The sequence below is a fragment of the Aquimarina sp. genome, from assembly GCF_977115655.1.
Window position 1 is genome coordinate 35,662 of sequence record NZ_CDSBKO010000031.1, and the last position, 22,243, is coordinate 57,904.

Annotated in this window: 16 protein-coding genes; 9 read left to right on the forward strand and 7 right to left on the reverse strand. The window is 31.5% G+C overall.

Annotation, left to right across the window (positions count from 1 at the left end; translation table 11 throughout):
- Window positions 1-15: 15 nt before the first annotated feature.
- On the reverse strand, window positions 16-1,917 hold the full coding sequence (locus tag ACZIYX_RS13795) for a T9SS type A sorting domain-containing protein (RefSeq protein WP_462682831.1): 1,902 nt from the start codon (window positions 1,915-1,917) through the stop codon (window positions 16-18).
- A gap of 722 nt (window positions 1,918-2,639) precedes the next feature.
- On the reverse strand, window positions 2,640-3,185 hold the full coding sequence (locus tag ACZIYX_RS13800; protein WP_462682832.1) for a pyridoxamine 5'-phosphate oxidase family protein: 546 nt from the start codon (window positions 3,183-3,185) through the stop codon (window positions 2,640-2,642).
- A gap of 367 nt (window positions 3,186-3,552) precedes the next feature.
- Between ACZIYX_RS13800 and ACZIYX_RS13805 the strand changes: the two genes are divergently transcribed.
- Window positions 3,553-6,420, forward strand: a complete 2,868-nt coding sequence (locus ACZIYX_RS13805) for an esterase-like activity of phytase family protein (RefSeq protein ID WP_462682833.1) — start codon at window positions 3,553-3,555, stop codon at window positions 6,418-6,420.
- Between the two features lie 272 nt (window positions 6,421-6,692).
- Here ACZIYX_RS13805 and ACZIYX_RS13810 read toward each other — a convergent pair whose 3' ends face one another.
- On the reverse strand, window positions 6,693-7,190 hold the full coding sequence (locus ACZIYX_RS13810; protein ID WP_462682834.1) for a hypothetical protein: 498 nt from the start codon (window positions 7,188-7,190) through the stop codon (window positions 6,693-6,695).
- Between the two features lie 2 nt (window positions 7,191-7,192).
- Window positions 7,193-7,954: an MBL fold metallo-hydrolase gene (locus ACZIYX_RS13815; RefSeq protein ID WP_462682835.1), complete on the reverse strand. Its 762-nt coding sequence runs from the start codon at window positions 7,952-7,954 to the stop codon at window positions 7,193-7,195.
- A 168-nt stretch (window positions 7,955-8,122) separates the two neighbouring features.
- Between ACZIYX_RS13815 and ACZIYX_RS13820 the strand changes: the two genes are divergently transcribed.
- The 3 genes from ACZIYX_RS13820 to ACZIYX_RS13830 all read left to right on the forward strand — a co-directional run bounded on the left by ACZIYX_RS13820 (window position 8,123) and on the right by ACZIYX_RS13830 (window position 11,234).
- A complete protein-coding gene (locus ACZIYX_RS13820; protein ID WP_462682836.1) occupies window positions 8,123-9,571 on the forward strand; it encodes a TonB-dependent receptor in 1,449 nt (482 codons plus the stop codon).
- A 390-nt stretch (window positions 9,572-9,961) separates the two neighbouring features.
- A complete protein-coding gene (locus ACZIYX_RS13825; protein ID WP_462682837.1) occupies window positions 9,962-10,543 on the forward strand; it encodes a helix-turn-helix domain-containing protein in 582 nt (193 codons plus the stop codon).
- 253 nt (window positions 10,544-10,796) lie between these two features.
- Window positions 10,797-11,234, forward strand: a complete 438-nt coding sequence (locus ACZIYX_RS13830) for a hypothetical protein (RefSeq protein ID WP_462682838.1) — start codon at window positions 10,797-10,799, stop codon at window positions 11,232-11,234.
- 298 nt (window positions 11,235-11,532) lie between these two features.
- Here the strand turns inward: ACZIYX_RS13830 and bcp are convergent, their stop codons facing one another.
- On the reverse strand, window positions 11,533-11,982 hold the full coding sequence (gene bcp, locus ACZIYX_RS13835; RefSeq protein WP_462682839.1) for a thioredoxin-dependent thiol peroxidase: 450 nt from the start codon (window positions 11,980-11,982) through the stop codon (window positions 11,533-11,535).
- A gap of 438 nt (window positions 11,983-12,420) precedes the next feature.
- Here bcp and ACZIYX_RS13840 point away from each other — a divergent pair, with 438 nt between their 5' ends.
- The 5 genes from ACZIYX_RS13840 (at window position 12,421) to ACZIYX_RS13860 (ending at window position 21,284) form a co-directional block, all read left to right on the forward strand.
- Window positions 12,421-15,057: a tetratricopeptide repeat protein gene (locus ACZIYX_RS13840; protein WP_462682840.1), complete on the forward strand. Its 2,637-nt coding sequence runs from the start codon at window positions 12,421-12,423 to the stop codon at window positions 15,055-15,057.
- A gap of 142 nt (window positions 15,058-15,199) precedes the next feature.
- Complete coding sequence (locus ACZIYX_RS13845; RefSeq protein ID WP_462682841.1) at window positions 15,200-17,470, forward strand: tetratricopeptide repeat protein; 2,271 nt, start codon at window positions 15,200-15,202, stop codon at window positions 17,468-17,470.
- 171 nt (window positions 17,471-17,641) lie between these two features.
- Window positions 17,642-19,786, forward strand: a complete 2,145-nt coding sequence (locus ACZIYX_RS13850) for a tetratricopeptide repeat protein (protein ID WP_462682842.1) — start codon at window positions 17,642-17,644, stop codon at window positions 19,784-19,786.
- Entirely contained in the window at window positions 19,787-20,536 is a 750-nt protein-coding gene (locus ACZIYX_RS13855) for a LytR/AlgR family response regulator transcription factor (RefSeq protein WP_462682843.1), read from the forward strand.
- 82 nt (window positions 20,537-20,618) lie between these two features.
- Window positions 20,619-21,284, forward strand: coding sequence for an endonuclease III domain-containing protein (locus ACZIYX_RS13860; protein WP_462682844.1), 666 nt, complete (start codon window positions 20,619-20,621; stop codon window positions 21,282-21,284).
- Between the two features lie 22 nt (window positions 21,285-21,306).
- Here the strand turns inward: ACZIYX_RS13860 and ACZIYX_RS13865 are convergent, their stop codons facing one another.
- Window positions 21,307-21,453, reverse strand: coding sequence for a hypothetical protein (locus tag ACZIYX_RS13865; RefSeq protein ID WP_462682845.1), 147 nt, complete (start codon window positions 21,451-21,453; stop codon window positions 21,307-21,309).
- A gap of 78 nt (window positions 21,454-21,531) precedes the next feature.
- Window positions 21,532-22,116: an RNA polymerase sigma factor gene (locus tag ACZIYX_RS13870; protein ID WP_462682846.1), complete on the reverse strand. Its 585-nt coding sequence runs from the start codon at window positions 22,114-22,116 to the stop codon at window positions 21,532-21,534.
- Window positions 22,117-22,243: the final 127 nt, after the last annotated feature.

The window sequence follows — 22,243 nt, forward strand, 5'->3', positions numbered from 1 at the left end:
AACCTGTTTTACTTTTTATTGTATCGCTACTTGTTTGGTGATTATTTCTCCGGATTGTTTGGTGATTCGCACAAAATACATTCCTTTAGAGATTCTCTCATCTATTGGCACTTGGATATTTTCTTTTTGTATGGTATATCCCAAAGAGGTACTTTTTCCTGATAAGGTTACTAATTCTATCTTTTGAATAGTATCCCTGGAAGATGTAGAAACCGTAAGTGTTTTTCCTGCTTGTACGGGATTAGGATATATTTCAACTTTTGAATCGGATACGGGTTGTTTTTCTTTGGTATACTCTTGGTATAGTTCATAGATAGCTCCGGAGGTTATCTGATCATTAATTTTTTGTGTATACCTGCTATCCGGCTCATAAGGGTATTCTTTGGTCTCTAAAATAAATCGAATAGGATCATTGTTGTTTCTACTCTTTTGTGTTTGCACTCTAAAGTAAATTCTGGTTTCTGTCCATCCTATACAATCGTTCCAGATACCATGTTTGATATAATACCAGGTGTTGACACTTAGTCCTGCATACGATACCGCATCTACAGAACAGCAATAGGTGGTTCCTACTACATTATCATTACTGTCGTATAAATCCCAAAGATGATATACATTAACAGGGTTTGTATCTGCTTGAGTATTAACTACTACATTTCCATTAAAATCTGTAGTTAAACTAATATTAAAATCAGAGGTTTGTCCTTTCCAGCTAACTGGTGTAGTAACTGTTTGTCTACTCTCTTGCCAAGGGTAACAAGCATCTTTATCACTATTTTTCCATACGCCGTGTTTGATATAATAATTTTTAGTCCAGCTTAATCCTGTAAACGTATGAGTGTTTCCTGTTTGTATAACACCTACTTGTGTACCTCCTGTAGTAGTACTTGTAGAGGTTTCAAACAATCCCCACCATTGGTTTGCTGTAGGTTCTGTGGTAGTTACCTCTGCAGAAATGGTACCATCTCCTGCACAAAAAGTATTCATTGTAAAATTAGGGTTGAATAAAACATTACCTAATACAGTAAATCGTTTGGTTAATGGTACCCAACCATTACAGGCATTGTTAAGAGCAACTTTGATTTCATATTCATATCCAATCTCAAAAGTGGTGCCAGCGGCTCCAAATAATGCCGTAATATCTATGGTATCTAATTCTCCTACGGTCCACCCTAATGCAGATACATACTGAAAATTACCCGTACTCCCTTTTGGTCTTCGCCATGCATCTATAAAATAATTGTTCTCGTCTGTAGATGCAGAACCATCTAAAAATATACTGTCTCCTGCACAAAACGTATTTGTAATCGCTCCAGATGCATTTTCAAAATGAAAATCTACTGTAAGATGATCTTCTACAATAACAATATCATCTATAGACATTTCTGCCTGTGGTGCGCTCCCGGTATGCAATGGGTTAATTAATAATGTCGAAAAATTTGTTGTAGGGGTAAAAGAAACGGTTATAGATTGCCAGGTATTTAAGTAATTTCCGCCTATAGTATTTACATATATATCTTGTTGGCTTTGTATACCACCATTCTGCAAATTAACCGCTCTCAAATTTATGGTTCCATTTGTATTGGTATTTGTGTTACCATGATCATTGGTTCTCACTCTAAAAGATACGGTATAGCATTTTCCTTGTTCAAAAGCCACCGGGGTTTGCAGGGCTTCAAAACTTCCGTTTGCAGACCACATCCATGCGTAAGGATTAGCTGGCACACCCCATAAAGAAGGATGGTTTCTAAATTCTGTCCATCCGGCTACACAGCTATTTTTAAACGCAAAATTAAAACTCTGACAATCAGCATTATATTGTGAAAAATCCCCGTTATTCACCAGATTGTTTTGCGCTGTACCACAGTAAGAACAGACCGTTAAAAAAATAATAAGTAGTGTGTTTTTTAGTTTCATTGTATTTATTTTTAAGAGTTGCCTACTCATACGCTTTTCGGCTTTCGCGATCTATGTTTTATTACATAGAATTACAATGTATAGGCGGATCCAACCTTTAGTAATTGCTAATTTGTGAAATGGAGTAAGTAGTATGCAGAATGTTACCCTTATATTTTAAAAAAATGATTAATATACTTTATTGAACACTCTCTACTCCTTAATAAATAACATCTCGTCAACAATCAACAAATATGCATTTACACTTGTCTGAGAGCTATAGTTACTACAATGTATATGGTCTGCATGCAGACTATCTTAATAAGTTTTAACTTACCTGTTTATGAGAAGTATTTTAAACAATTACTGATTAATACCATTTTAACTATAGCTAAATTAATATGAAATGGCATAAAAGATTTATAAAGGAAAAAAATCGAAGTTCTACTAGAAAGATTAATATTATACCAATTACACTTTGAATTTACCGCAATAAAACACCCTTTTTTCCTTTCTGTTTCATCATAAAATGAAACCGTAACTAAGGCTATGCTTTAATTTTCTAATTCATAAAAAGAAAAAAATCATTATTTTCTTTTACGGTAAATTCAAAATATAATTGGTATTATTTTATGTTGATTTAGCCCTTATATATATAAAAAGGGTAAGACTATAAAATAGTCAAACCCTCGATATTTTAAGTGGCACATTTAATAAAATAGTGCTGGAACAAACTACGCTAGTTACATATCCATTATTCTGGTATCAAAACCATCAATGCTTTTTGAGTTTTTTTCTTTCCTATAGGTTTCCAGTCTTTCTCTTCCTTGTTTTTCTGCCCACGAATTTAAGGTTGTTCTTTCCTCCTTAAAATCCATAAAAGGCACTGCAAACCCACAAGATGTTTGTACCAGATCTACTTCCATCTCTATAATTTGTCTGGATCCCATTATTTCTGGAAACAAACTTATATGTTTGTGATATTCTTTATCCCGATTATGATAAATGGTCGCTTTGCCATATAATCTTAATATAAGAGGTTTTTCTTCAAAGGCACAAAACATAATGGTCATCCTATCATTTTTTATCAAATGTGCTGCGGTTTCATTTCCACTCCCTGTTAAATTTAACCATACAATTTTATTAGGATCAAGCACCCTAAATGTATCCATTCCTTTAGGAGAAATATTTACCCTGCCTTCTGCCGCTGCTGTACCAACAAAAAACAATGGCTGCCTCTCTATAAATTCGGTTAATTCAAAACTTATTTCGTCAAATTGTTTTCCCATAATTATGATTAAAATTATAATAAAATACAAACTATACTCATCATAAAATAGTATAATTAATAAAGAGGATAGTAACTATTTAACTTTCCCTGCTTCTTCCTTTTATTCAAAGCTAAAAAAATAAGGAACAAACCCTGCTATGAGGGATTAGAATTATTGAATTTTCAGTGAATTTTTGTTCATGCAATAAGGACTTTACAAAACAGCAAAACGATTTTGTTACAATAATATGGATCTGGGTTCCTACAAAATCGAAGTATCCTTAACCTTATACTAATCATTTGTTTAAAAATTACAAACAATAAAAAGATATTAAGCTTGTAATTTTGAACTGTCATTAACCAGTCAAAACTTAAATACACCACACATGAAACGTCATCGCCAAATCATTGCAAAAACAAGGCATAAAATCCTTTTAAGCATATTATGTGCAGGGGTTACGGTATATGCTCAAGAGCCTGTTATTAAAGAACAAGGTACAGAAAAATCAAAATTTGATATTCCCACAGATAATTATTTTAATACTAAAACATACCCAAAAGGAACTGGTAAGTCCTATATTAACTTTGGAGATATATTGATATCCAGAGCAGTTTTGCCTGCTGCTAGCTTCTCTCAAGGCCTCACCTCAGGACAATTTATAGATCAAGGATTAATCAATCAACAGCCAGTTCCTTTTTTTAACAAGCAACCTGTACAAGGTTTTTCTTCTGTAATCAATAATTATGACAAAACTTTTACGGTACTGTCGGATAATGGTTTTGGAAGCATCGAAAACTCTTCAGATTATCATCTTCGCTTATATACAATTCGCCCAAATTTTAAAAACATTATTGGTTGGGGAGATGGTTCTATAGAAATTTTGGACTATATAGAGTTAAGAGATCCCAATAAGCTAATTCCTTTTGCTATTACTAATCATTTTAGTGACTCCAGAGTCCTTACCGGAGCAGATTTTGATATAGAATCCATACAAAGAACCCCTAATGGGGATTATTGGATTGGGGATGAATTTGGACCATTTTTATTGCATTTTGATAAAAACGGGATATTAATAGACACCCCCGTTTCTTTACCTGATTTTGATAATCCGGGAAAAGAACTTCGTGCCCCACAAAATCCATATAGCGAGGAGTATAGCGCATTACGGGTAATGAACGCTATGCGGTCTCATGCACAATCTTATGGAAGCAAACCTCCTGTAATGTCTCCTTGGTTTGTAATGCTCGATGACAAAAATAATGCTACCATTGTGGATAACCGAAAAAACCCGTCTTCGGGACTCAAAACGGCTTCCAGCGAATTATTTAATGTATCTTCATTAAACCGTGCTGGTCATCAGGTAGTTGTATATACTGTTAATGATTTAGAAAACATAAATCTGCTTTTAGATCTTGGGGTACAAGGAATCATTTCTGACCGCCCTGACATACTATTAAAGGCCTTGCAAAGTTTTGATAAAAACAAAGATGGGAAACCTGATTATATAGATAAAGACGGGTTAATTGATGTTACTTTATTTGATGCACAAGGACATAGAGGTGCCAGAAATTTAAGACCAGAAAATACTCTGCCAGCAATGGAGGCTGCATTAGACTTTTTAATGCCAACTTTAGAAACCGACTGTGGTATTACTTTAGATGGTATTCCTGTTTTAGATCATGACCCTCATATCGAAGCTGCAAAAACCCGAAAAGCAGACGGTACTCCTTATGCACTAAAAGATGAAGTTTTGGTAAAAAACCTTTCTTTACATCAAATTCAAAATACATTTATTGCTGATAAAATTTTGAATGGAAGACCAGACCAAACTAATGATCTGTCTTTATCTCCTGTTGCCGTATCCTATGCAAATCAAAATGGTTTTATAAATCCTTATATAATGCCATCATTGCAACAACTTTTTGATTTCGTTAGTTTTTATATTGAATTTTATAAAAATGGTATCGGGATATCTCATCCAGAAGCAACAAAGCGTTGGAAAAATGCGTCTAAGGTTAGGTTTAATATAGAAACCAAAATCAATCCAAGAACAGATACCGATGACAGAGGGGATATTTTTGCAGAAAGAACTGTCGATGCCAAAACTTTTACAAAAGCTATCGCAGAGGTTATTGTCGCAAATAACCTTACAGATCGAGCAGACATACAAAGTTTTGATTTTAGTACTTTACTAATTGCACACAAAGAGTATCCAAAAATTAGAACCGTGTGTTTATTTGGTGATTTTCCTAAAGTTGGGGATTCTGGAGATGGCACTAATTTACAAGATCAAAACGGAAGTAATACGCCTTGGTTGGGAGGACTATACTGGCCATACCGCAATACTAAATTAGATACTCCTTTTAAAGTAAAAAGTAGTGGTGGTTTTGAAGGAATGGCTATTTCTACAGATAAAAAAACATTATTGCCGTTATTAGAAAAACCGCTAGAAGGTGCTGGTAATACCAACTTATGGATACATGAATTTGATTTGGGCAGTAAATCCTATACTGGCAAAAAATATGAATATCCACTTCATAAAAAAGCCAGTGCTATAGGTGATTTTATAATGTTTAACCCTACAAGAGGATTAATCATAGAACGTGATGGATCACAAGGAGACTTGAATGGGTTTAAAGTCATCTACGAAGTTGAACTATCCCAAAGCGAGCAATTAGTAAAGAAAAAACTTAATACCGACCTTTTAAAGATCAAAGATATTTGTAAAATTTCTGAACCCGGATTAGATGGGGATATTGGTATCGGAAAAGATTTTGCTTTTCCTTTTGTGACCATAGAAAGCGTAGTGGTATTCAATCCTTTTTTAATAGGAGTAATAAATGATAACAACTACCCTTTTAGTATTGGTCGCCATGTTGGTAAAAGTTTGCCCGATGATACTGAGTTTATTCTTTTATGGTTAGATGAGCCATTAGGAAGACCCTGGAGGAAAGAAAAAACCAATAATAAGGATCTAATAGCAAATAACGATATCAAAGTATATCCAAATACATTTAATGAGCAGATTACTTTTTCCAGAGATACTGCAAAAGATAATATAGTATCTATACATATTTATGATTTGCAAGGTAATCTTGTTCGCAAATTAGCAGATCGTATACAAACACAAAACGGTTTTTCTTTTACATGGAACGGAACCTTAAAAAACGGGAATGAAGTCGCAGATGGAATCTATATAGCAGTTATCGAAATGGATGGAGAATTTATCAAGAAAAAAATATTGAAAAAATAAAAGTATACTATACCAACTTTTTAATAAATATATTACACATTACGCTGAACTCATCTTGACTTTTTGTTTTTAACCGAAAATGAGTTGAAATTTGACCAGATGAGGCACTTTTTGAAAGCTATAGCAGCGCTACGGGTAAGAAAAGTAACAAAATATGGGTGAATTTCAGCCATTTTTTAGGAAATAGAAAAAGTCAAGATGAGTTCATTTATAAAAAAGACAGATTGGTTAGCTATCTGTCTTTTTTTATAAATTATATCCAACTGCAATATCTAATCCTTTGGGTACAGGAACGATTTTTCTACTTCAAAATCTACTACTCCCCCTTCTTTGACTTCATAAACAATAAAAAGCTCGCCCCAATAAACACCATCTGTAAAATCTGCAATAATCCATTTATGGTTTAGCAATCTAACCTTATTGATACTCATATTCCCTTCCATACCAACAAAAGGGATAATAGGATTGTCTTTACCTGCTTTGTTTTGGCTAATAATCTGATCGCTTATCGTTAATGCCAGTTTTTTTGCATCATATCCCATTTCCTCAAAATAACCAATTGCATCTTCATTGCTATCCAGCGAAAAATAAGTAAGATCCATATTAGCATTGGTTAGCGAGTCTATTATAGATTCTTTTGCTGTTATTTTTTCTTTTAAATTGTCTATTTTTAGATCATAAGATTCCTTTGCTTTTTTTGCATTCATAAACTGAAAAAGAATAAATAGGCAAGCAAAAATAAACAGATATAAAAAGATTTTATTTTTCATATTCAAATAGTGATTTTTAAGTTATCGTAAGCTATATATACATTTTTTGGCAATATTTTTTCTACTTCTTCATGAAACCCAAGCATGTGACTAATATGGGTTAGATACGCTTTTTCTGGCTGTATTTCTTCTATAAACCGAAGAGCTTCTTCCAGATTAAAATGCGAATGATGAGGTTCTATCCTTAATGCATTAACTACCAACACCTTTACCCCTGTTAATTTTAACCTTTCCTGTTCTTCTACTGTTTTAACATCGGTTAAATAAACAAAATCTTTAAATCGAAATCCAAAAACCTGTAATCGGTTGTGTAACGTATTTATAGGAACTACTTTTAAATTGCCTAATAAAAAAGGTTGGTTAATCAACTCATTTTCTATAACACTTGGTGCTCCCGGGTACTTGTTTTCTGAAGAAAAAATATAATCAAATCTCGTTTTAAGTGCCTTCAAAACTCTTTTGTGCGCATAAATAGGAATATCTCCCTGTCTAAAAAAAAACGGACGAATATCATCTAACCCCATAGTATGATCTGCATGCTCATGAGTAAAAACAATCCCATCTATTTTTGATACTTTATTAGAGAGCATTTGCTCTCTAAAATCTGGTCCGCAATCTATAACATATCGATAATTATCCCAAGAAACAAGAACCGAAACACGCAATCGTTTATCTCTTGGATCATTACTTAAGCAAACAGGATGGGTGCTTCCTATTACGGGAATCCCTTGTGATGTACCTGTACCGAGAAATATTACTTCCATAAAATTATATACGCAGAACAAATGTACTTATATTTTTTTGGTCAAAAATAACATCATATCTATAAATAATAGTTAACATACAACTACCTGTTAGAAATTTACTTTCAAACTTTTTTTATACTTACGGTATTAGTACCTTTACAGTAAACAAAAAAAGCCCTTTTTACTATGCCTATTAAGATAATGGGAGATAAAGAATTTGAATCTGTCCCTTCACTAAAGAGTAAAGCTTTGCGCATTAATTTGAATCAGAATATCTACGGTACTTTTGCAGAAATTGGTGCTGGTCAGGAAACTGTCAGAAACTTTTTTAGAGCAGGTGGTGCCTCTGGTACCATCGCAAAAGCAATGAGTGCTTATGATAAAGATTTTAGCGATGCTATTTACGGAATCGAAGATGATAAACGTTATGTTACAGAAGCTAGATTAAAAAAAATGCTGAGACATGAGGTAAATCTTATAGAAAAAAGAATCGTTAGAGAAAAACACCCTAACAAATTATTTTTTAGTTATGCCAATACAGTAGCTACCATAGATTTTGCAAAAAAATATAAGGGTCATGGTTGGGTAGGTATTCGATACCAAACTACTCCTAACGAAGACTATAACGAAATTGTATTGCATATTCGTTTTCATGAAAATGATGCCAGATTACAACAAATGACCTTGGGGATTTTGGGAGTTAATCTAATTTATGGAGCATATTATAAATATGATAACCCAAAAAAATTATTACGATACCTTTATGATCATTTAGACAAGGATCAGATAGAAATCGATACTATTAACTTTTCGGGGCCACGATTTACAAAAGTAGATAACCGTTTAATGAGCCTGCAACTGGTAAAAAATGGTATGACCGAAGCAGTAATGTTTGGCCCGGACGGAAATAACATATTACCCGCAGCAATACTGTATAAGAAAAACATTTTAGCTCTTCGTGGTAGTTTTAGACCTGTTACCAAAGTAAATATGGATATTTACAAGACATCACTTAACATGTTTTTGAGTGAAAATAAAGTAAATAAAGATAAAACCGTGGTGATTTTTGAAATAACACTTTCTAATCTTAGAGCAGAAGGTGAAATTGATGAAGAAGATTTTATGGCAAGAGCAAGATTACTCTGCTCTTTAGGGCAAACCGTTATGATTTCTAATTTTAAAGAATACTATCGTGTAGTAGAATATTTTTCAAATTACACCAAAGAACGTATGGCATTAGCTATGGGAATTAATAATTTGGTAGATATTTTTGACGAAAAATACTACAGGCACCTTAGCGGCGGTATCCTTGAAGCTTTTGGTAAATTATTCTTTAAAGACCTTAAAGTATATCTGTATCCTCTAAAAGATCATGAAACAGGAGAAATAATAGATAGCGACTCTCTTAAAGTCCATCCCAGAATGAAAGAACTTTATAAGTTTTTTAAATACAATGGCAAATTACAGGATATTACAGACTACGATCCTACAGTAATGGAAATTTTTTCACGAGAAGTCCTTCAAAAAATTCAAGATGGAGAATCAGGATGGGAAGATCAATTACCAGATCTTATCCCTGAAATGATCAAAGCAAATAACTTTTTTGGATATAAAACAATTGAAGCGGTTAAATAAATCCGGGTTGTGATATCAAACAAGCATTTTTAAGTAATATTAGATCTTTTATACATTACTATTTTTTTTTCAATACCAAATCTATCTATTTGGTATTGAAAAAAAATAGTATCATATACTACCATCCCCTTCTTCCCAATACTATTTTTATTTTTCAGGCAAGCCCCAAGAGAAAATAAAACCCTTAACAAGGGATTAAACAAAAATCTAACCCTGTCCATTTTCTGGCATTCAATTAATCATTTTTTGCACTGTACAGTATATTCTGTATACACATATTCTCTCAAAAAGTTAATTTTTTAATAAAAGTAGAAAAAAAATTAGGGTATATAGAATGTGCAATGTTGTATAGTAAAACAAACGTCTTTTAAATTTTTAATTTTTTGAAATATGAATTGGTTAGACAATAATTTCTTGGTATTTATTTTGATTGCCCTATCCATAATTGTTGATACAATTATGATAGTATCTATAACAAATCTTACTAGTATTCAAAAAGAAAGGAAAATAGCTTTTGATGCTACATCAAAAAAAATAGAAGAAGAACTCAAAGAAATTAGATGTGAATTAAAAGAAAAACACCAAAAATCCGACCTTTCATTTAATTTGGTCAATGATTTTAAAAAAAAGCTTATATACCTAATGGAAGAGGAAAAACCATACAGGGATGCAAACTTAAAATTAATGGATTTGGCATCCAAACTAGGTATTTCAGAACATCAGACTTCTCAGATTATCAATCAAAAATTTGGAAAAAGTTTTTGCTCCTTTATAAATATGTACCGAATAACCGAAGCGATTAAAATCTTTAAATATGGTACTTGTTCCAATATTTACGATACATTATTTGATGTAGGATTCAATAATAAGGAAACATTTGATGAAGCTTTTAAGAATTATACTTTAAAAACCCCTATTGAGTTTAATACAGAAAATATTGCAATGATGAATTTCAAATTCACTCCCTCATAGAGGTTCTGATTCCTCTGCGTTTTATCTGGGTTGCAGGCTTAGACTTTTTACCTTGAATAATTAAAAAATAAATTCAATTTCTATACACACGATTTCAAAGTAAAAATAATATCAATACACATGATTTTTGAAGGGGAATTAATTTAATTCCTTTCGTAAAAAAGTGATTTTTAGTTTATAGGTACTTATAAAATCCCTTACAATCATTGCTACATTCATTATACTGTTTTAAATAAAATAACAATAAAAAACAATGTCTATATTTAATTTTAACCTATTCTCAAGTGATGGAAGCAGGCATAATCCTGCCGAAATAAACCTAAACAAAGTTCTGCTCTATTATTCTAAGACCCCTCGTATGAGTATGTATCCTGAGTTTTATTTATGGATCTACACAGATGGTAAAGTTATATACAAACGAACAAATGAAAACAGAGAGATCAGAGGAATCCTGTCTCAAGAAGAAATTGATGATTTTGAAATATTGCTGAAAAAAGATTTAGATTGTTTCAGACATGCCAGAAGAGTAAGGAGTTTTCCTATTACTATCTTAAAATCTGACGAAAATGAATTTGAATATCATTCCTTAACAATCAGTGGATCATTAAAAACAATCGACAATAAGGTAAAGTATTTGCTAAAAAAACTACAAACCCTTTCTTCTGAAAATACTACAGTAGAAGAATTTTAATTTTTTTTGCAGACTTGTGTTCCCTGTTTGCTACCTAATAATTTTTTTCATACCATAGTTAGTAACCAGCAACATTTTAAAGGAAAATTTTGGAAAGTTACACCATTTACACTTTAAATTTACTACAATAAAACTTTCTTTTCTGGTAAATTTAAAGTGTAAATGGTATTAAACTCCGCATTGTAGAGTTTAATTCTCTGAAGCTTGTTCTGTTGGTTATTGCCAAATCATTTTTTGACACTATATATAAAAAAAGAGGCTAAAAAGTCAAACCCCTCCCTTTTTATGCTAAATCTGTTTACAATATTTGTGCTGCGTGATCTTTGGTTTTAACTTTAGTGATGATTTCCGATATTATTCCGTTTTCATCTATAACAAAAGTCGTACGGTGAATTCCATCATATTCTTTCCCCATAAATTTTTTAGGTCCCCAAACTCCAAAAGCTTCAATAACTTTTTTGTCCTCATCTGCCAATAATGGATAAGGTAATTCATACTTATTTTTAAAATTTTGCTGCCTTTTTTCACTATCTGCGCTTACTCCTAAAACCTCGTATCCTTTACTTTGAAAAGTATGGTAATTATCTTTAAGATTACAAGCCTCTGCCGTACATCCTGGAGTACTGGCTTTAGGATAGAAAAAGACCACCAATTTTTTACCTTTATAATCCTGTAATGTAATGGTATTACCATCTTGATCTATTGCCGAAAAATTGGGTGCCTTATCCCCTGCTTTTAATGTTGTCATTATGTATAAATTGAATGTAGTTTATAATATCTTTACAAGTAAATATCGTAGAAGTGGTTTAAACTTTTTTCAATTCGCTATAAAAATGCTCTTTTTTACTCAATTTTTGTCTTTTTCTTACTTCGTAGCGCTGCTATGAAGTGCAAAAAACACTTCAATTGATCAAAAAATAACTATTTTTCGCCAGAATCAAAAAAGTTTAAACCACTTCGTAGTCTGAAATTAACAAATAATAAAGTTCAACCTATCTATTAATTGCTCCTTAAAGTAAAACGCAAGTTATAAAATTTAAAAAAATACAACCATGTTTTTCTCTAAATACTTGAATAAAATGTTCTTATATTTATTACCATCACATCCCTTTTGTTTCGTTCACATATTTGTGTATCCTTGTATATAAATATTATTTGATATATGTCGTTTCTTTCTTTTCTAAATATGGATAAAAAAAAACTTCTATTCGCTGTTTTTGTTTACATAAGTGTATGTAGCGCTCTTGCTCAAAATCAGGTCAAAATTGATTCTCTATTACAAGTATTAAAAATTAAAGTTCAAAAAAAAGAGCAGATTGACATTTACATTCTATTGGCTGAACAATACTCTAATTCTGACCATGTTAAGACTTCACACTATGCTAATCAGGCCGTTGATTTATCAAAAAAAATAGAGTATATAGAAGGGATTGCGGATGCTTATTTCGTAATAGCTCAATCTACAATAGGAAACAAAAACTATCTTGAGGCAACCAAAGTATTTGAAAATATATTGAAGATATCTCAAAATGCAAAATATACCAAAGGGGAAGCGAATGCATATAATGGTTTAGGGATTATAGCATATAAACAAAATAACCTCTCTCAAGCTTTAGAATATTACTTTAAAGCTTTAAAACTAAAAGAGGAATTGGGCGATGAAAAAGGGCTAGCTAGTATTTTTTATAATATAGGGATCATACATAATAATCAAAATAATTACCCTCTTGCACTTGAATTTTACACTAAGTCATTAAAGTTAAAAGAAAAATTAAACAATAAAAAAGGAGTAGCCAACTGTTACATTAGCATTGGACATGTTGTTAAGAGTCAAAATAATTACCCTCTAGCATTAGAATACTATTTTAAAGCTTTGAAAATTGCTACAGAAATTGATAAACAAAGAGTAATCGCTATTTGTTATAATAATATTGGTATCACTTATCGTAAACAAGCGGAGTATGCTCTGGCTATAAAATTTTTACACAAATCACTAGTCATCAAAGAAAAACTAGGAAATAAAAAAGATATCGCTTCTGCCTACAATAATATTGGAAATGTTCATTCTAAGCAAGGTAATTATACGGAGTCATTAAAATATTATTTTGAAGCTTTGAAAATTGCAGAAAAAGAGGAGCATAAACATATATTAACATCAACCCATAATAATATTGGAAATGCTTATAGTAAACAGGCTAATTATGAAATGGCTTTAGAGCATCTTTTTAAGTCATTAAAAATAAAGGAGGAAATAGGAGATAAACAAAAAACAGTTTCTAGTTACAATAATATTGGGACTGTTTATAATGAACAGGGAAATTATATTGAGTCATTAAAATATAATTTCAAAGCGTTAAAAATTGCAGAAGAATATAATGATAAACATGGGCTTGCTTCAACTAATAATAATATTGGGAGTGTGTATCAGAAACTCTACAATTACTCCTTATCCTTGAAGTATTTTCGTGAAGCCTTAAAAATTGCCGAAGAAATGGGGTATAAGAATCAAATTTCTTTATTTAATAATAACATTGGAGAGCTATATTTTTATCAAAAAAAGTATGATAAGGCTATTAATTATTATAACAAATCATTAAAAATTGCAGAAGAGCTAAATAGTAAAAATCTAATCGCTATAAATTACAATGCTATTGGTAAAGCTTATCAAAATAAAAACAACTATTCTAAAGCTTTAAATTATTTACAAAAAGGTTTAAAACTTAATCAAGAAATTGGGGATAAAGTAAATTCTATAGAAGCCTTAATTCAATTAGGTATAATTAATTGGAATTTGAACAATTACATTCAAGCCAAAGAATATCTGGTAAAAAGTATTCGTCTTGCTCAAGAAATAAATTATCCAACAGGAATAAGAGATGCTTCAAAAACTCTTGCTAAAATCCAAAAATCGTTAGGTAATCATAAAGAAGCACTAGAATCTTACGAATTATACCATGCAACCTATGATTCTTTACTTGGTGAAGAAAAAACCAAACAATTATCACAATTACAAGTACAGTATGAAACCGAGAAAAAAGAACAGGAAATCAAGAGTCTAGCACAACAAGCTTCTATCCAATCTTTAGAATTAAAACAAGCCAATTTTAATAAAACCATTTTTGGTATTGTAAGCGTGGTTTTATTACTTCTGGGGTTAGTATTGTATTTGGTAAACCGACAAAAAAGATTAGCATTGCAACAAAGAGCACAGGATATCGAGCAAAACTTGTTACGCGTACAGATGAATCCTCATTTCATTTTTAATGCCATGACTTCTATACAAGATTATATGAATCAAGGAAACGCAAAACAAGCAAGTTTATATCTGGTAAAGTTCTCAAAACTGATCAGACAGGTATTGGACAATTCTAGAAGCGAGTTTATTAGTTTGGATCAGGAAATCAATATGCTGGATAATTACCTGAGTATACAAAACCTAAAACGCGATCATCCTTTTACTTTTAAGATTGAAATAGAAGAAGATTTGGATGTTGATGAGATTGCCATCCCTCCTATGTTTGCACAACCCTTTATAGAAAATGCTATAGAACATGGTGTTGCTAACATAAAAGAAGGCGCTACCATTACAATTCATTTCTCGATGGAAGGAGACCATTTGGTATTAAAAATATTGGATAACGGATCAGGAATAGAAGAAGCTATGAAGATAAAACGTAAAGATCACGTATCTCACGCTATAAAAATCACCGAAGAACGTATCGATCTCTACCGTAAAATGAGAAAGAAAAAAATTGCGTTTGATATTCAGAATCTTTCTCAAGGAACACAAGTAACATTTAACTTACCTTTTCAATATTTGTAAGTAATTACTATTCGAAATATTTATACAACAAGAAGAAGTTTTATAAATTTGCCTCCAATACTTTCGCGCCTATGTACTTACTAAAAAAGTATGGATAAAAATAATCAAATCCTGTGTTTGGAGATCAACATGAATTTATAATATGAAAAAAATTACACTAATTATCTTTTTCTTTTTAGTCACTTTTAATGTTTTTACACAAAATCAGATAAAAATTGATTCACTCAGCCAAGTACTAGAGACCAAAATTACCGAAAAAGAAAAAATTGACATTTATAATCTTTTGGCTTTTGAATATACAGATATTGATTCTGTACAAACTTCATATTATGCTGATAAAGCTATTGATCTATCTGCAAAAATCAATTACCCTGAAGGTACTGCAGATGCATATTTCCGGATAGGATGGGCAGCTATGGAGTCTAGTAATTATACAAAAGCAAACAATTTATACCTTAAAGTTCTAAACATATCTAAAACTTCGCTGTATTCTGAAGGAGAAGCTAATGCATATAATGGACTAGGGAATTTACATAATTATCAAGGTAACGCCGATCAGGCTCTAGAATTTTTCAAGAAATCTTTGGAGATCTACAAAAAACTAGGTGATAAAAAAGGACAAAGAGATTTATACTCAAATATTGGCGTTTTATACAAAAGAAAAGGAGATTACACCAAGGCATTAGAATACTATTTTAAAGCATTAGAACTGGCTAAGGAACTTGGACACAAAAAAGAGTTAGCTAAAAGATATGGTAATATAGGGCTGGCATATACTTGGTTAGGAGAATACCCTAAAGCATTAGAATATAACCTTGAAGCCTTGAAAATATTTAAGGAATTAGGTGATAAAAAAAATATAGCTAGCATACTCAATAATAATGGAATGATTTATTACAATCAAGGAGAATACCCCTTGGCGCTAGAACAATTTTTAAAATCTACAGAAATAAAAAAACAGTTAGGAGGAAAAAGAGAAATAGTAAACAGTCTTAATAATATTGGTTTTATATATGAAACGCAAGGTAATTATACTGAAGCTTTAAAGTATTTCCTTGAATGCCTTACAATTCATAAAGATATAGGTGACCAACCTGGAGTTGCCTATGATTACCTTAGTGTTGGTAATGTTTATTTTAAACAAAAAGATTTTACAAAAGCCTTAGATTTTTCTTTAAAATCAACAGAAATCGCAAAAAAACTTGATATCGAGCATCTTAAAGCCTCCAATTATTGTTTAACTGGTGGTATTTATGCTCATCAGAAAAAGAATAAAGAAGCTCTGAAATATTTAAACCAAGGACTGTCGATAAGCCAAAAAATAGGAGAAAAATCCTTATCTGCAACTGCCATGAGTACTCTAGGTAAAATTCAGTACGAATTAAAAAATTATGATCTTGCTAAAGATATACTTACTAATGGTATCTCATTAGCGCAAGAAATTGGATCACCTGCAATTATTAGAGACAGCTCAGAAATATTAGCAAAAGTTCAAAAAGCACTAGGCAATCACAAAGCAGCGCTTGAATCTTATCAACTTTATCATGCCACATATGATTCTTTACTTGGTGAAGAAAAATCCAAACAACTATCCCAATTACAAATACAATACGAAACCGAAAAAAAAGAACAGGAAATCAAGAGTTTAGCACAACAAGCTTCTATCCAATCTTTAGAATTAAAACAAGCCAATTTTAATAAAACCATTTTTGGTATTGTAAGCGTGGTTTTATTACTTCTGGGGTTAGTATTGTATTTGGTAAACCGACAAAAAAGATTAGCATTGCAACAAAGAGCACAGGATATCGAGCAAAACTTGTTACGCGTACAGATGAATCCTCATTTCATTTTTAATGCCATGACTTCTATACAAGATTATATGAATCAAGGAAACGCAAAACAAGCAAGTTTATATCTGGTAAAGTTCTCAAAACTGATCAGACAGGTATTGGACAATTCTAGAAGCGAGTTTATTAGTTTGGATCAGGAAATCAATATGCTGGATAATTACCTGAGTATACAAAACCTAAAACGCGATCATCCTTTTACTTTTAAGATTGAAATAGAAGAAGATTTGGATGTTGATGAGATTGCCATCCCTCCTATGTTTGCACAACCCTTTATAGAAAATGCTATAGAACATGGTGTTGCTAACATAAAAGAAGGCGCTACCATTACAATTCATTTCTCGATGGAAGGAGACCATTTGGTATTAAAAATATTGGATAACGGATCAGGAATAGAAGAAGCTATGAAGATAAAACGTAAAGATCACGTATCTCACGCTATAAAAATCACCGAAGAACGTATCGATCTCTACCGTAAAATGAGAAAGAAAAAAATTGCATTTGACATCCAAGACCTTTCTCAAGGTACACAAGTAACCTTTAATTTACCATTTCAGTACTTGTAAAAATATTTTTTTCTATTGAAGATATCTTTGTAGGTAGAAGTAGTTTTCTACATTTGCCTTCTAAAGTTATTATTTATATATTCTTCTTATTAAAAAAAGAATGAACAAATACAGTGAAAAAGAAATCAAATCTTGTATTTCGGAGATAGATATGAATTTATAAGTCTGACTATGAAAAAAATTACTCTTATTATCTTTTACTTTCTAACTACTTTTATTGCTTTCTCGCAAAATCAAACCAAAGTTGATTCCCTTTTACAAAAATTAAAGACCAAATCATCAAATAAAGAAAAAGTAGATACGTACAATACTATTGCCAAGCAATATGCATTTACCGATTCTTCACAGACAGTTCTATATGCTAATAAAGCAATCGAACTAGCCGAAAAAACAGACTACCAAGAGGGTATTGTAGACGCCTATTTTCAAATTTCTTGGGTAAACATTCAAAAAGGAAACTATAAAGAATCTTTAAAAATTTTAAAAAAAATTCTAAAAACATCGGAAAAAATAAAATACGAGAAAGGTATTTCATTGGCTTACAAAGGGTTTGCTTATATAAATAGTAACCAAGGAAATCTTAATAAAGCTTTAGAATATTATTTTGCAGCCATAAAAATTGAAACCAAGATAGGGGAAAAACTAGCTGTTGCTAAAAACTATAGTAATATAGGAGATACTTATCAAGAACAAGGAGATCTTGATAAAGCCCTAGAATATCAGTTAAAGTCATTAGAAATATATACTGAATTAGGACATAGTGCCAATGAGATATATAATTCTATCGGGGTGATCTATCTTAGAAAAGGAAATTATAGTCGAGCATTAGAATACTATTTTAAATCCTTGAAAATAGCAGAAGATCTTAACCATAAAGACAACATTATATTTGCTTTTAATAACATAGGCCTTGTGTATTATGAACAAGGTCTTTTTAATAAAGCTCAAGAATATTATTTTAAATCCTTGAAAATAGCAGAAGAATTAAAGGCTCTATATTTTATAGCTAGTATCCAAAATAACATTGGAATCTCATATAAAAAGCAAACTAATTATACTAAAGCTCTGGAATATTATCTTAGTTCATTAAAAATTAGAGAAGATATAGGCGATAAACGCGGTTTAGGTTCAATTTACACTAATATTGGTGGATTATATAGTACTAAAGGTGAATATGTAAAAGCTTTAGAATATTTACAAAAAGGTTTTTTTTTAGGCCAAAAAACTAAGGATCAACCCTTAGTCATTTCGGCTATGAATTCTATTGGGGAAATTCATTGGAAAACAGGAAAGAATATAGAAGCAAACGAATACTTAATTAAAAGTATTCAAATTGCACAAGAAATTGATCACCTCCCAGAAGTAAGGGATGGTTCTCTTATTTTGTCAAAAGTTCAAAAAGCGTTAGGCAATCATAAAGCTGCTCTGGAGTCATACGAGTTATATCATGCTACATACGACTCGCTTTTGGGCGAAGAAAAATCCAAACAAATCTCACAACTACAAATTCAATACGAAACAGAGAAAAAAGAACAGGAAATCAAGAGTCTGGCGCAACAAGCAGAAATACAATCCCTGGAACTTAAACAAGCCAATTTTAACAAAACCATTTTTGGGGTTGTAAGTATTGTTTTGCTACTTGCAGGATTAGTGCTATATTTAGTAAACAGGCAAAAGCAATTAAAACTAAAACAAAGAGCACAAGATATAGAGCAAAACCTGTTGCGGGTACAAATGAACCCACATTTTATCTTTAATGCCATGACCTCTATACAAGACTATATGAACCAAGGAAACGCCAAAAAAGCAAGTTTGTACCTCGTAAAATTTTCTAAACTGATCCGGCAGGTATTAGACAATTCCAGAAGCGAATTTATTAGTCTGGACCAGGAAATCAATATGCTGGACAATTACCTGAGTATCCAAAATTTAAAAAGGGACCAGCCTTTTACTTTTAATATCGAAGTAGAAGACGGATTGGATTGTGAGGAAATTGCCATACCTCCTATGTTTGCACAACCCTTTGTTGAAAATGCGATTGAACACGGGGTTACGTCTATAAAAGAAGGAGCTATCATTACCATTCATTTTTCTATGGAAGGAGATCATTTGGTTTTAAAAATTACAGATAACGGATCAGGAATAGAAGAAGCTATGAAGATAAAACGTAAAGATCACGTATCTCACGCTATAAAAATCACCGAAGAACGTATCGATCTCTACCGTAAAATGAGAAAGAAAAAAATTGCATTTGACATCCAAGACCTTTCTCAAGGAACACAAATAACCTTTAATTTACCATTTCAATATATATAAATGAAAGTAGTCCTCGTAGAAGATAACCCGGCAGCAAGAAGAAATTTTTCACAACTACTGGATCAGTATTGCCCAGATGTACAACTTATAGGAGAAGCAGAAAATGTAGCCCAGGGATTAGAATTATTAACAAATTGTAAGCCAGATCTTGTTTTTTTGGATATTGAGATGCCAGATGGCACCAGCTTTGATATATTACGAAAATTACCCGAGATAAATTTTCAGATTATTTTTGCCTCTTCTCATGAAAAATATGCGCTAAGAGCCATCAAATTTAGTGCAATAGATTATATACTTAAGCCTATCGATCCCGAAGAGCTGGTAAATGCCGTTAAAAAAGCAAAATCAGAACTTACCAATCACAAAACCTCGCAAAAAGTACAAGCATTAATACATAATACCAATAATCAAGAAAAAGATCCTAACAGATTAGTATTAAAAGATAAATACGGAATCCAAATTGTACCTGTGCAAGATATTATGCATCTTGAGGCAAATGGCAGCTACACAAAGTTCTACATCCATAAACAAGACAATCTTTTAGTTTCCAGAGGTTTAAAAGATTATGAAAACATACTTTCAAAACAACAATTTTTTAGATGTCATCAATCTCATTTAATTAATCTGGATTATTTATTACGATATGATAAACGAGATGGAGACTATCTGGTATTAAAAGATAAAAGTAAAATTCCGCTGGCTACCAGAAAAAAAGAAGTTTTATTAAAAATCATTGATGATATTAATTAGTTTTCTCACGCATTTTAAACCACATTTTTGGTAAACCTCATTATTAATTATTTAGTATTTTAGCGTAAAACAAGCAGGAAAAATGACCAAACAGGAAAAGGTAGATTTTACTATTAAGACACTTCAGGAATTATATCCTCAAATACCAATCCCATTAGATCATAAAGACCCATACACATTGCTTATAGCAGTTTTAATGAGTGCGCAAAGTACAGATGTTAGAGTTAATCAAATTACTCCTCTTTTATTTGAACGAGCAGACAATCCGTATGCTATGATAAAATTATCAGTCGAAGAAATTAGAGAAATCATAAAACCAGTTGGCTTAAGCCCTATGAAAGCAAAAGGTATTTATGGATTATCCCATATATTAATTGATAAACATAATGGCGAGGTTCCTCAAAGTTTTGAAGCTCTTGAAGAATTACCTGCTGTTGGTCATAAAACTGCAAGTGTAGTTATGTCACAAGCATTTGGGGTACCTGCTTTTCCTGTAGATACCCATATTCACAGACTAATGTATAGATGGGGATTTACAAATGGGAAAAATGTAACCCAAACTGAAAAAGATGCCAAAAGATTATTTCCAAAAGAACTATGGAATGATCTTCATCTTCAAATTATATGGTATGGTAGAGAATACTCGCCTGCAAGAGGTTGGGATATGGAGAAAGACATAATTACCAAAACTATTGGCAGAAAAACTGTTCTTAATGCATACCAAAAAAATCAAAAGCCAGCTAAATAACTGGCTTTTGATTTTTATAAGTTTAGTTTAAAATCGTTTCAAACTTAAAGTTCTGGTATTCCATAACTTTTAATGATTTTGAATAACTAAGAAGAAAATCTGTTGTTCTTCTACTTGGTACTAGATGTTTTTCTTCTTTTTCTGAAGACTTAAAGTAAAATTTTGCCATACTATTGGATCTTAAATTATAAAGGTTATTAATAATATAAGAACGGCACTATTTATACTTTATTGTTTATAATAGTTGTTAGTTTGTTAAAACTATGTTATTTTTCTCTATTACTTTTCTTAAGTTAATTAAAGCATAACGCATCCTACCAAGAGCAGTATTAATGCTAACCCCAGTTTTATCCGATATTTCTTTAAAACTCATATCCTTATACATGCGCATGATTAAAACTTCTTTTTGGTCCTCTGGTAATTCTTGAATCAAATTACGCAAATCTTCTTCTACCTGATCTTTTATTATTCTTTTTTCAGCATTTAGATCTCCATCACTAATTACTGAAAAAATACTAAACTCACCATTGTCCTCAAACTTAGGCATTCTGTTTCCTTTTCTAAAATGATCAATTACCAGATTATGAGCAATACGCATCACCCAAGGAAGAAATTTTCCTTCTTCGTTATACTTTCCGTTTTTTAATGTACGGATCACTTTAATAAAAGTATCTTGAAAAATATCTTCAGAGACATCTCTATCAAAAACTTTTGAATAAATAAAACTGTAAATACGTTGCTTATGACGTTCGATAAGAATAGAAAGAGCACATTCTTCTCCTTTGATGTAATTGTTAACCAGAACTGCGTCTGACAGGGTGTTATTCTTCATACCTTGACTTTATTATAGTACCAACAAGCGTGGGGCTCGTGCTATGTTAAACTTAAAAAGTAAAGGTGTGCAATAGGCAGTTCTATTTAGTTTTTTGATTCATTAACAGGGGCTAATATAATAACTA

Bases quoted from the DNA above. Each gene is read 5' to 3' on its own strand.
- ACZIYX_RS13795 (WP_462682831.1), bottom strand. From the start codon at position 1,917: ATGAAACTAAAAAACACACTACTTATTATTTTTTTAACGGTCTGTTCT.
- ACZIYX_RS13800 (WP_462682832.1), bottom strand. From the start codon at position 3,185: ATGGGAAAACAATTTGACGAAATAAGTTTTGAATTAACCGAATTTATA.
- ACZIYX_RS13805 (WP_462682833.1), top strand. From the start codon at position 3,553: ATGAAACGTCATCGCCAAATCATTGCAAAAACAAGGCATAAAATCCTT.
- ACZIYX_RS13810 (WP_462682834.1), bottom strand. From the start codon at position 7,190: ATGAAAAATAAAATCTTTTTATATCTGTTTATTTTTGCTTGCCTATTT.
- ACZIYX_RS13815 (WP_462682835.1), bottom strand. From the start codon at position 7,954: ATGGAAGTAATATTTCTCGGTACAGGTACATCACAAGGGATTCCCGTA.
- ACZIYX_RS13820 (WP_462682836.1), top strand. From the start codon at position 8,123: ATGCCTATTAAGATAATGGGAGATAAAGAATTTGAATCTGTCCCTTCA.
- ACZIYX_RS13825 (WP_462682837.1), top strand. From the start codon at position 9,962: ATGAATTGGTTAGACAATAATTTCTTGGTATTTATTTTGATTGCCCTA.
- ACZIYX_RS13830 (WP_462682838.1), top strand. From the start codon at position 10,797: ATGTCTATATTTAATTTTAACCTATTCTCAAGTGATGGAAGCAGGCAT.
- bcp (WP_462682839.1), bottom strand. From the start codon at position 11,982: ATGACAACATTAAAAGCAGGGGATAAGGCACCCAATTTTTCGGCAATA.
- ACZIYX_RS13840 (WP_462682840.1), top strand. From the start codon at position 12,421: ATGGATAAAAAAAAACTTCTATTCGCTGTTTTTGTTTACATAAGTGTA.
- ACZIYX_RS13845 (WP_462682841.1), top strand. From the start codon at position 15,200: ATGAAAAAAATTACACTAATTATCTTTTTCTTTTTAGTCACTTTTAAT.
- ACZIYX_RS13850 (WP_462682842.1), top strand. From the start codon at position 17,642: ATGAAAAAAATTACTCTTATTATCTTTTACTTTCTAACTACTTTTATT.
- ACZIYX_RS13855 (WP_462682843.1), top strand. From the start codon at position 19,787: ATGAAAGTAGTCCTCGTAGAAGATAACCCGGCAGCAAGAAGAAATTTT.
- ACZIYX_RS13860 (WP_462682844.1), top strand. From the start codon at position 20,619: ATGACCAAACAGGAAAAGGTAGATTTTACTATTAAGACACTTCAGGAA.
- ACZIYX_RS13865 (WP_462682845.1), bottom strand. From the start codon at position 21,453: ATGGCAAAATTTTACTTTAAGTCTTCAGAAAAAGAAGAAAAACATCTA.
- ACZIYX_RS13870 (WP_462682846.1), bottom strand. From the start codon at position 22,116: ATGAAGAATAACACCCTGTCAGACGCAGTTCTGGTTAACAATTACATC.